At 37.1% G+C, this 12,017-nt stretch carries 8 protein-coding genes; 2 read left to right on the top strand and 6 right to left on the bottom strand.

Annotation, left to right across the window (positions count from 1 at the left end; genetic code table 11):
* The first annotated feature begins 68 nt into the window (after positions 1 to 68).
* On the top strand, positions 69 to 2,699 hold the full coding sequence (locus tag ESZ48_RS06930) for a valine--tRNA ligase (RefSeq protein WP_129016896.1): 2,631 nt from the start codon (positions 69 to 71) through the stop codon (positions 2,697 to 2,699).
* Between the two features lie 427 nt (positions 2,700 to 3,126).
* Here ESZ48_RS06930 and rodA read toward each other — a convergent pair whose 3' ends face one another.
* The 6 genes from rodA to purH all read right to left on the bottom strand — a co-directional run bounded on the left by rodA (position 3,127) and on the right by purH (position 10,387).
* Positions 3,127 to 4,404, bottom strand: coding sequence for a rod shape-determining protein RodA (gene rodA, locus ESZ48_RS06935; protein WP_129016614.1), 1,278 nt, complete (start codon positions 4,402 to 4,404; stop codon positions 3,127 to 3,129).
* A gap of 6 nt (positions 4,405 to 4,410) precedes the next feature.
* On the bottom strand, positions 4,411 to 6,351 hold the full coding sequence (gene mrdA, locus ESZ48_RS06940; protein WP_129016615.1) for a penicillin-binding protein 2: 1,941 nt from the start codon (positions 6,349 to 6,351) through the stop codon (positions 4,411 to 4,413).
* Positions 6,348 to 6,854 (bottom strand): rod shape-determining protein MreD, encoded by a 507-nt coding sequence (locus ESZ48_RS06945; protein WP_129016616.1) that lies wholly within the window; start codon positions 6,852 to 6,854, stop codon positions 6,348 to 6,350. The genes mrdA and ESZ48_RS06945 overlap by 4 nt, the downstream gene beginning before the upstream one ends.
* Positions 6,847 to 7,671 (bottom strand): rod shape-determining protein MreC, encoded by an 825-nt coding sequence (gene mreC, locus ESZ48_RS06950; protein WP_129016617.1) that lies wholly within the window; start codon positions 7,669 to 7,671, stop codon positions 6,847 to 6,849. The genes ESZ48_RS06945 and mreC overlap by 8 nt, the downstream gene beginning before the upstream one ends.
* Positions 7,672 to 7,680: 9 nt before the next feature.
* Positions 7,681 to 8,709: a rod shape-determining protein gene (locus ESZ48_RS06955; RefSeq protein WP_129016618.1), complete on the bottom strand. Its 1,029-nt coding sequence runs from the start codon at positions 8,707 to 8,709 to the stop codon at positions 7,681 to 7,683.
* Positions 8,710 to 8,857: 148 nt separating this feature from the next.
* Positions 8,858 to 10,387, bottom strand: a complete 1,530-nt coding sequence (purH, locus tag ESZ48_RS06960) for a bifunctional phosphoribosylaminoimidazolecarboxamide formyltransferase/IMP cyclohydrolase (RefSeq protein ID WP_129016619.1) — start codon at positions 10,385 to 10,387, stop codon at positions 8,858 to 8,860.
* Positions 10,388 to 10,592: 205 nt separating this feature from the next.
* On the opposite strand from purH, the gene ESZ48_RS06965 reads away from it, so the two are divergent.
* Positions 10,593 to 11,840 carry an ABC transporter permease gene (locus ESZ48_RS06965; RefSeq protein WP_129016620.1) on the top strand — a complete coding sequence of 416 codons (1,248 nt, stop codon included), beginning with the start codon at positions 10,593 to 10,595 and terminating at the stop codon, positions 11,838 to 11,840.
* Positions 11,841 to 12,017: the final 177 nt, after the last annotated feature.

The raw sequence follows: 12,017 nt of genomic DNA on the forward strand, positions 1-12,017 counted from the left end.
TTTATAATTTCACCAAAACAGAATTATAAGTAACTTTGCCTGTTATGATACAAAAACAGTACCAAAGTATGCAGATCCCAGCAAAATACGCCGCTACCAATGTAGAAGATAAGTGGTATTCCTATTGGATGGAACACAAGTATTTTAAGTCCGTTCCTGATGATCGAGAGCCTTATACCATAGTCATTCCGCCACCTAATGTGACGGGGGTTTTACATATGGGACATATGTTGAATAATACCATTCAGGATGTGCTCATTCGTCGCGCTCGTTTACAAGGTAAAAACGCTTGTTGGGTGCCGGGTACAGATCACGCATCAATTGCTACGGAAGCTAAAGTCGTAGCTAAGTTGAAAGAACAAGGTATTGACAAAAATAAATTGTCTAGAGAAGAATTCTTAAGCCATGCGTGGGATTGGACTCATGAATATGGTGGGGTGATTTTGGAGCAGTTAAAAAAACTGGGCTGTTCTTGTGATTGGGATCGGACGAAATTCACCATGGATGATGATATGAGTGAATCGGTCATCAAAGTCTTTGTGGATCTTTACAACAAAGGCTTAATCTATCGCGGTTATCGCATGGTCAATTGGGATCCAGAAGCTAAGACTACGTTGTCTGATGAAGAAGTGATCCATGTAGAGCGCACCGATAAATTGTACTATGTCAAGTATCAAATAGAAAACCAAGACGATTTTGTAACCATTGCCACCACGCGTCCTGAAACTATTTTGGGTGATACTGCAGTTTGTGTGAATCCTAATGATGAACGCTTTCAACACCTTATCGGTAAAAACGTTATTGTGCCAATATGCAATAGGATTGTGCCAATAATTGCTGATGATTATGTAGATATGGAATTTGGTACGGGCTGTTTGAAAATCACGCCTGCACACGATGTCAACGATAAGGAAATTGGTGACCGACATCAATTACAAGTTGTAGATATCCTAAATGATGATGCCACTTTAAATAGTTTCGGTCTTCACCATCAAGGAAAAGATAGAGAAGTTGCTAGAAAAGATGTGACCCAAGAATTGAAAGATTTGGGTATTCTTGCAAAAATTGAGGATATTACGCATAAGGTTGGAACAAGTGAGCGTACCAAGGCTGTGATAGAGCCAAGACTTTCTGACCAATGGTTTTTAAAAATGGAAGATCTTGTGAAACCAGCTATTAAAGCGGTTTTGGAAGATGAAGAAGTGAAGCTATTTCCAAAACGATTTAATAACACCTACCGTCATTGGATGGAAAATATCCGTGATTGGAATATTTCACGTCAATTACTTTGGGGACAACAGATTCCTGCCTATTTCTATGGTGATGGAAAAGATGACTTTGTAGTGGCCGAAAATAGTGATGAGGCGCTGAAGCTAGCTCAGCAAAAAACAAACAACGCTCAACTCACTTTAGCTGATTTAACTCAAGATAAAGACGCTTTAGATACTTGGTTTTCATCATGGTTATGGCCTATTAGTGTTTTTGATGGGATTCGGAATCCAGATAACCCTGAAATTGAATATTATTATCCAACCAATGATTTGGTGACGGGTCCGGATATTCTGTTCTTTTGGGTGGCACGTATGATTGTTGCTGGTTATGAATACAGAGATGAAAAACCTTTTGAAAATGTCTATCTGACAGGATTGGTACGCGACAAACAACGTCGAAAAATGAGTAAATCGTTGGGGAATTCTCCTGATGCTTTAAAATTGATTGAAGATTATGGTGCTGATGGCGTGCGCGTGGGATTGTTGTTAAGCTCTGCCGCTGGAAATGACTTGATGTTTGAGGAAGAATTGTGCAACCAAGGAAAAGGATTTGCCAATAAAATATGGAATGCCTTCAGACTGGTGACAGGTTGGGAAGTTGCAGAAATAGAGCAACCAGAAGCTTCAAAAATTGCAGTAGAGTGGTATCAGTCTAAATTTCAACAAGCATTAGTTGAAATAGAAGATCATTATAGCAAGTACAGATTATCTGATGCCTTAATGGGGATATACAAGTTGATTTGGGATGATTTCTGCTCTTGGCTATTGGAGATGATCAAACCAGAATACCATCAGCCTATCGATTCAAAAACATTTAAAAGTGTGATTGAAATCTTTGAATCTAATTTAAAAATACTACATCCCTTCATGCCATTTCTGACCGAAGAAATTTGGCACTTTATTGCAGAGCGAACTCCGGAAGAAGCATTGATCGTTGCAAAATATCCAAAATTTGAAGCATTTGATGCCCAATTAATCTCCGATTTCGAAAAAGTCAAAGAAGTGGTTTCGGGAATTAGAACCATCCGAAAAGATAAAAATATTTCATTTAAAGATACTATTGAACTATCGGTCATCAATAATGAAAAGTTGTCGGAACGCTACAACTCGGTTATTGAAAAGATGGGAAATATCTCAAAAATGGAATCAGTTAAGGAAGCTGTGGACAGCGCTTTAAGTTTTAGGGTACATTCCAATGAATATTTTATTCCTATTTCTGGTGCCATCAACGTGGAAGAAGAGATCAAGAAATTGAATGACGAATTAAAATATACCGAAGGTTTTCTAAAATCTGTACAAAACAAATTGTCCAATGAGCGATTTGTGAACAACGCACCGGCTCAAGTTTTACAAAACGAACGCAATAAGGAAGCGGATGCTTTGGCTAAAATAGAGACGATTAAATCGAGTTTGGCAAATTTGAAGTAGGTTAGATGTTAAGTTGACGACCTTCTTTGGAGGAAGTATTTAATAAACTTCGTAAGTAATAAAATCTCAGGTTAAATTATTAATCTGGGATTTTTTATTTGGAATCGTCACGTATGATTGCTTTGTGAACCTTTGTTTCATAGCTAAAGATTTTCCTCAAATTCTCCTAGAATTAAAGTTGTTCTCTATGATTTTATTACACAGAGATGCACTGAGATAAAAGAGTTTCACAGAGGGTTTTGATAGTTTAAACGAAATTCTTTGAATCCTTTCTTACTAGTTTTATTTGGGGTTTTTATCTAAAATACAACTTTGTGAAACTTTATGTTTTACTTTGTGGAACTCTGTGTAACAGCTGTTGTTGGACATGAATTACCACAAACTGACTTATTGGAATTTGGTTCTTTGAATTTAAAACTTTAAGAATTTACCATTCATTAATCCTATTCGAATCTAATTTCACAAAAATAAAGAGCAAAATAGTAAATGCCCAAAGTGCGGAACCACCATAACTAAAGAACGGTAGTGGAATACCAATAGTGGGAATCAAGCCCATCACCATCCCGATATTTATTAGAAAATGAAAAAACAACAGGGAAGCAACACAATACCCATAAACCCTGCTAAACTGTGATTTTTGCAATTCTGCTAAATATAATATGCGAAGCAGCAACGCAACAAAAAGCAGTACCACGAGCGCACTTCCAAGAAAGCCCCATTCTTCTCCAACAGTACTAAAAATATAATCTGTATGCTGTTCGGGCACAAATTTACCAGTGGTTCTTGTGCCTTGCAAAAAACCTTTTCCTGTCAATCCTCCAGAACTGATTGCCTTTTCTGATTCGTTCAGATTGTAAAGAATGGTCTGTTTCATTTCATGGAGTTTGTCAGGGTCACTCTCTAAGCGCAACCATATGCTAATCCTGTCCTTTTGATGAAACTGTAAAATATTGTTGTAGAAATATTTGATCCCAAACGAGACTGCGACACACGCCAAAAGGACGGCAATAGGTTGTATGATCTGTGGTCGTTTCCTCTGTCCAAAAAAATGATGCCCAAAGATTAGAGCTGCAGCAACGAGCACCGCAACCACCACATTGAATTTAAGTGCCAATACCGCTAATAAAATAAGAAAAATAGCAATGACAAGATAAATTTGCTGTAACCCTTCTCTATAAAACACAAAAAAGAAAGCAGCATAAACAACGGTACTCCCTGCATCGTTTTGCAATAAGATCAAGACAGCAGGAAGCACAATAATGCCCGCAGCTTTAATCTGATCTTTAAAGGTCTTCATATTGGTTTGAAGGTCACTTATGTATTTAGCCAAAGCCAAGGAGGTTGCAAATTTGGCAAATTCACTGGGTTGTAAGGTCATGCCGCCTATGCTATACCACCCTAAGGCACCATTAACATTTTTTCCGAAAAGGAATAAGCCCAATAAAGATAATATGGAAATGAAATAGATGATACTGGCAAAACGTTCGTAAAATTTGGCATCTAAAGCCAAAATGAGAATGATGAGACCAAAAGTAAATATTATAAATACGGATTGCTTTCCGTAAGGATGGTTCATATCAAAATAACTCGTAATATCGCCAGAATGGGAGGCAGACATAATGTTGAGCCACCCAAAACCAACAAGCAATAAAAACAAAGCAATGGTGATCCAATCAAAATTTAATCCTCTAAAATCTCTTTGCATTTATTCTTACTTAAACGGTGATGTTCGTGTACTTAAAGGATTTACAACCGTGTCTTTGGTTATTTTGTCAATGACCTGCAATGCGGATTGCCTGTTAATGCCAAATTCTTTTCCTGAATACGGTTTTGCGTATTCGTTTTCCAAACTGTGTGTGAGAATCCAATTCTCCATAGAGGTCATTGTCACCTCTCCTTTGATATATTTTTCTATCATTAAACTTGCAATCCGACCTGCAAATCGACTGCCCCAATACCCGTTTTCGACAAAAACAGCAATGGCAATTTTTGGATTGTCCTTAGGTGCAAAAGCAACAAAAATGGAATGATCCGTCAATTGTGTGCGTTTACCATCTATCCTCATAAAATTTTCAGCAGTACCGGTTTTACCACAGATATCAATCCCAGGTACGCGCAGACTATAAGCCGTTCCTCCGTTGTAAACGTCAAACATGCCCTGCACCACCGGTTCAAAATTCTCTTTATCGATGGTGGTGTAATTAGGGGTGGTGTATTTTTCGTCTATTTTTTCTCCTTCAATGTTTTTTATGATATGAGGTGTGTAATAAAAACCTCTATTGCTGATGGCGGCCACCATATTTGCTAATTGGATAGGTGTAGTCTCAACTTCACCTTGGCCAATGGCATTAGAAATATTGTAGGTAGAAGACCATCGGTTTGCTCCATACCACTTATCATAGAAATCGCCATCTGGAATACGTCCTTTGTTTCCAATCTTAAGATCATATCCTAAATAGTCACCAAGTCCAAAACTTTTAACGTGGTTGCTCCAAACATCCATTCCTTCAGCTGGTTTGGGGTATTTATCTATAATACGTCTATACACGTTAACAAAATAAGCGTTGCAAGATTGTGCGATACCTTGGTTCATTGACAAGGGACTTGCATGGCTATGACATCCTGTCAAGCGTCTGTTGCCAAGATAGTATCCGTGTCTACAGGTGAATTGATCCTGAGTGGTCACTACTTTTTCCTGGAGACCTATCAAAGCACTTAACACTTTAAAAGGAGATCCAGGAGGATATTGTGCTTTTAGACTTCTATCGAATAATGGTTTTGCAATGGTATCGTTGTAAAGCTTCGTGAAATTTCGAGAACGTTGTCGTCCAACCAATAAATTTGGATTGTAAGAAGGAGCCGAGACCATAGCAATTATTTCACCTGAACTTGGTTCTATGGCAATAATACCGCCATGTTTATGTCGCATTAAAAGTTCACCGTATTCCTGAAGTTCAGAATCAATGGTTATCGTAATATCTTTTCCGGGTTCCGGCAAAGTGTCATAAATACCATCTTTATAAGCGCCAATATCTCTATTGAATCGGTCTTTTTGGGTGAATTTTATTCCTTTTACACCTCGTAAGACCTCCTCATAGGACAATTCAACACCTTGTTTACCAATTAAATCACCACTTTTGTAATAGGGATCGTTTTCAATGATATAATTATTGACTTCTCCAATATCTCCCAAAACATTGGCTCCAATGGTCGTTTGGTAATCTCTTAATGAGCGTTTTTGAATATAAAATCCTTCATATTTCCGGATTTTTTCCTGTAGAACGGCATATTCCATTCTTGAAAGTTGCGGAATAAAAACAGAAGGCAATCGTGGGGAATAACGATAGGCCTTATCGTAGAAGTTAATAAAATCCTCCTTGGTAATTTTTAAAAGATTGCATAGTTCTAAAGTATCCAATGGCTTTACTTCCCTAGGAATAAACATCACATCATAGGATGGTTGGTTAGCTACCAATAATTTGCCATTTCTGTCATAAATATAGCCTCGTTTAGGATAGTCATAAACCTTTCGGATGGCGTTATCATCTAATAAGCTGTAGGGATCTTCATTATACACTTGCAGATAAAACAAGCGCGCAATAAAGACCAAACCTACAAAAGCTATAGTTGAAAGGAGTAGTAATTTTCTCATTTACATTTTTGGCTAAAAAGGATTGTAATAATCAAACAAAGTATAATAGTGAAAATCCCTGAGAATAACGTTTTTTGAACTATTAAAATTACTTTAGAAATGTTAAAAATTTCTAAGGAATACATAATCAGATGATGGATGAAAACCAGAGCCGAAAAATAGATCAATTTGCTGCCAAAATCTATTTGATTGAACTTTATGGATTGATAGTCGTAAACCGTTCCAAAGGAAAACTTCAAAAACACCGGTCTTATATATGCCAAAGTAACGCAAGCCGCAGCATGGACACCTCCCGAATCAGAAAATACGTCCACACAAAAACCCAGTAAAAATGCCAAGAAAACAAATAACGTCCGGTTATTGTTTGCCGGGAATATGATGATAAATAGGATATAAATATACGGATTGATATACCCCATAAAATCGATGTGGTTAAAGATCAATACTTGAACCAAAACCAAAATGATAAACCTTGCGGCCAATGTTAGGGTTACCTTAGTCATCTTTCGGTTTTTGTAGCGATTTTATTTCGGCGGCTTGCAAATTTTCAATCACATAAACATGGCCAATATTGGTCATATCATTAAATAATTTGACGTTCACAATGTACGAATCGCCACCGCCGTCAATTTTATAGGAGTTAACTGTACCAATTAAAATGCCCTTGGGGAAAATGGTGGATTGACCACCGGTAATAATGGTGTCGCCAATAGCTACCGGTGCAAATTTTGAAATGTCAACGAGTTGTGCAAATTCTGAGGATTCCGTATCCCAGACTAAAGAGCCAATATGATTGGTCTTTTTTAATTGTGCATTGATCCGGCTACGCGTGTTTAGAATCGACAATACCGAAGAAAAATTCTGCGAGGTGTTCTCTATAATACCAACAATCCCTTGGGAAGTTATCACACCGTAATCAACTTTAATGCTATCTTTTCTTCCTTTGTTTATGGTCAAATAGTTGGTGGATTGCGAATAACTGTTTTTATAAACATCAGCAGTTCTAAACTTGAAATGCGCATTCAATCTAAGGCTGTCTCTGAGGTTGTTTTTCATAGTATCCACATCTAAGTTGTGGACTATGGATTTTAACATGCGGTTTTCTTCCAACAACGCCTCGTTTTCCTTAATTAAGTTGAAGTATTGACCAATACCGTTTGCCGTTTTATAAACGGTACCCGTTACCACATTAGAAGAGTTAATGAACTTACTTTTGTGATAAGAGTGCGATTGAATTGTAAAAAAAAGTGACAGTCCCAAAAGCAACAAAAAGACAAGAAAAGTTTTGTTCCTAAGGACAAAGTTTATGATTTGTTGCATTTAGATTTACTATTTTATCAATATACTTTTGAATTTAGGAAGGTTTTTTAATACAATTCCCGTTCCTCTAACAACTGCTCTTAAAGGATCTTCAGCAATATACACAGGTAAATCTGTTTTTTGGGACAAACGTTTGTCCAAGCCTCTAAGCATAGATCCTCCACCAGCAAGATAAATTCCGGTATTGTAAATATCTGCAGCCAATTCTGGCGGTGTTTGAGATAAGGTTTCCATGACAGAATCTTCAATACGTAAAATGGATTTGTCAAGTGCTTTTGCAATCTCTCGGTAAGAAATTTGAACTTGTTTAGGTTTTCCAGTTAAAAGGTCACGTCCTTGAACGCTCATTTCTTCTGGTGGTAATTCCAAATCTTCGGTTGCTGCACCAATTTGTATTTTGATTTTTTCTGCGGTGCGCTCACCCACATATAAATTGTGCTGTGTACGCATATAATATACAATGTCGTTTGTAAACACATCACCAGCAACTTTAACTGATTTGTCGCATACAATTCCGCCTAAAGCAATCACGGCTATTTCTGTAGTACCTCCGCCTATATCCACAATCATGTTCCCTTTTGGTTGCATGATGTCAATACCAATCCCAATAGCTGCTGCCATTGGCTCATGGATTAAATAAACTTCTTTCCCGTTAACGCGTTCACAAGATTCTTTTACGGCACGCATCTCTACTTCGGTTATTCCTGAAGGAATACAGACCACCATACGTAAAGCAGGTGAGAAAAATTTCTTCTTTAACGCAGGAATGTTTTTTATAAACAAATTGATCATTTGTTCAGACGCATCAAAATCGGCAATAACTCCATCTTTTAACGGTCTTATTGTTTTGATGTTTTCATGCGTTTTACCTTGCATCATGCTGGCTTCTTTTCCAACGGCAATTATTTTTCCTGAAATTCGGTCTCTTGCAACTATTGAGGGGCTATCTACAACTACTTTATCGTTGTGGATAATTAAGGTGTTTGCGGTTCCTAAATCTATGGCTATTTCTTCTGTTAAGAAATCAAAAAATCCCATGCGTATTGTTGATTATTTAGGTTGATATTAGTTTGTTTGTTGATATTGTTGTAAATGTAATAAAACTTCATAAATAACAAAGGTTATATTACATACGTATTTAATCCTATTCGCGGATGCTTAAAATAACTTTCTGCCTCAATTTTATTTAGTGCTTAAAATGACGTGTCCCGGTAAATACCATAGCCACGTTATTTGCATTACAATAATCAATGCTCAATTCATCCTTAATTGATCCTCCTGGCTGAATTACCGCCGTAATACCTGCATCTTTTGCGATTTCCACGCAGTCGGGAAACGGAAAAAACGCATCACTTGCCATAACGGCTCCTTTCAAATCAAAATTAAAAGACTGTGCTTTATGAATGGCTTGATTGAGGGCGTCCACACGGCTGGTTTGCCCAGTTCCACTGGCAAATAATTGCTTGTTTTTTGCCAAGACAATAGTGTTCGATTTGGTATGCTTGCAAATCTTTGAAGCAAAGATCAAATCATCTAACTCGTTTTGTGAGGGTTTATTGTTGGTGGTATAGCTTAAATCTGATAAAGCATCTGTTTTATTGTCCTTGTCCTGCACTAAAACGCCGTTCAAGCAAGTTCTCACAGATGTTTGTGGAAGTTCTACCTCTTTTTGAATTAAAAGGATTCTGTTTTTCTTGCCCTCTAAAATTTCTTTCGCTTCCGCAGAAAAGCTTGGCGCTATGACCACTTCACAGAATAAACTGTGGATTTCTTCGGCTGTTGTCTTATCTATTTCAGTGTTTGCAATTAAAACTCCGCCAAATGCCGATACAGGATCGCCTGCCAAAGCATCCACATACGCTTGGCGTAATGTGTCTCTTTGTGCAAATCCGCAAGCATTGTTATGTTTCAAAATGGCAAAGGTTGGTGATTCGCCTTTAAATTCATTCATCAAATTAACTGCAGCATCAACATCTAACAGATTGTTATAACTTAATTCCTTGCCATGAAGTTGGGTGAACATGGCTTCAAAATTTCCAAAGAAAAATCCTTTTTGATGAGGGTTTTCTCCATATCGCAACACTTTTCCGTTGGTTTCGCTGATTTTTAAAACAGTTTCCTCTTGATTTTTGTTGAAATAATTAAAAATTGCAGTGTCGTAATGTGAAGACACATTGAAAGCCTTAGCAGCAAAACGTTTTCTGTCTTCATCTGATGTTTCACCTTTTTTAGATTTTAAAATTTCCAAAAACTCACTGTAATCGTCAACAGAAGAGACACAAACCACATCCGAATAGTTTTTGGCTGCAGCTCTAATTAAAGAAATTCCTCCAATATCAATTTTTTCGATGATATCTTCATGGCTTGAGTCAGAAGCCACTGTTTTTTCAAAGGGATATAGATCCACAATCACCAAATCAATTTGTGGGATTGAAAACTCAGCCAATTCCGCCACGTCTTGAGTGTTATTTTGACGGTTCAAAATGCCTCCAAAAACTTTTGGATGCAAAGTTTTGACACGTCCGCCCAAGATGGAAGGGTAGGAGGTCACATCTTCTACAGCAATGACGCTAATGCCTAAATCTTTGATGAATTTTTCAGTGCCTCCAGTAGAGTAAATCGTAACGCCTAACTGGTTTAATTCTTTTACAATTGGTTCTAATCCGTCTTTACTGAAAACAGAAATTAAAGCAGATGAAATGGTTTTGTTGTGCATGGTGTTTGTGTTTGGTTTGGCATCATTTGGCAATGAATGCTATGGAATAATCGAAATTTAATGAAATGCTATTTTTTAAAGCGCAAAAGTACATATTATTGAAGACAATTTGAGGCTGCCGTAGATAGTTTATTTCAGTTTTTTGTAACAAAAAATTGTTAAAAACGTCCTATCCTTAAAATCATCCTAAAACCACAAAATTTAGATGTTACTTTACTTACGTTTATTTAAAGAAAGTTTTTCATTTGCCATAAATGCACTTACCAACAATAAGTTGCGTACGTTTTTGTCATTGTTGGGAGTTACTATTGGCATTTTTTCCATTATTGCGGTTTTGGCTGCGGTAGATTCGTTGGATAGAAATATCCAGGATCAACTTTCCGGATTGGATAAAAACACCATGTACTTGACAAAATTTTCATTTTTAACAACCGACGTTCCCAGATGGCAGCGTGATAATTTTCCACAAACAGATTCTAATGATTTTGATTTTATAAGACGAAATGTGCCGGACATAGCAGCCTCGGCTTATCTTATTTTTGGAAGTCCCCAAACGGTCAAGTATGAATCGGAAACCATTTCTGGAGTCAATATTAGTCCAGCATCGAATGGAATTTATGATATTGATAATATAAAAATAGAAGAGGGGCGTTTTTATACAGAACCCGAATCCATCAACGGTGCTCCTGTAATTGTTTTGGGTTATTCAGTTGCAGAAAATTTATTTGGGAATGTCAATCCTTTAGGAAAGCAAATCAGGGCTTATGGTCGCAAATTGACAGTGATTGGGGTGATTAAAAAAATGGGAGGTCTTGCTGGCAATTCAGATGACAGTGCTTATGTGCCGGCTAACTTTGTCAGGCGTTTTCAAAGTGGTGGCATTAATGGTATTCCGGGAGCTATAATGATCAAGCCCGAAAAAGGTATAGATATAGGTGCTTTTGAGGGTGTTTTAAAACAGAAATTCAGGGCATATAGAGGATTAAAAGCAGGAGATCCTGATAACTTTTTTGTCAACAAAATGTCTGGTCAAACTGATCAAATTGACGCCATTATTGGTTCCATGAACCTGATGGGATGGATCATCAGTGGTTTTTCACTGTTAGTTGGTGGTTTTGGTATTGCAAATATCATGTTCGTTAGCGTAAAGGAACGTACAAATTTGATTGGTATTCAAAAGTCTTTAGGAGCCAAAAACCGATTTATCTTGTTTCAGTTTTTGTTTGAAGCTGTGATTTTAGCAGTTATTGGTGGTCTTATTGGTCTTTTCTTTGTGTGGGTAGTTTCTTTGATTGCTTCTCAATTTACAGGCGATTTCGAGTTCGTTCTTTCAGCTGGTAATATGTTCTTAGGTTTTATGTTATCTTCCATTATAGGGTTGGTCTCTGGAGTGATTCCTGCTATTTCTGCATCAAAATTAGATCCGGTGGAGGCTATAAGAACGGGAATGTAAATTGCAGTTGAAATCTCAAGAATTATAAATTCCAAATCCCAATGGATAAGAAAAACTAGTTTGGGTTTTATCCAATTTCTCTTAGATAGAGGTTTTTTTACATGAGTAGTTATTATATAATAATGCTCTCTGCGTCTTCGCCATCTGCGAAATGTTTTAATACCTTGTCAATAGATT

It is taken from the genome of Gelidibacter gilvus (assembly GCF_004115975.1).
GTDB classification, from domain to species: domain Bacteria; phylum Bacteroidota; class Bacteroidia; order Flavobacteriales; family Flavobacteriaceae; genus Gelidibacter; species Gelidibacter gilvus.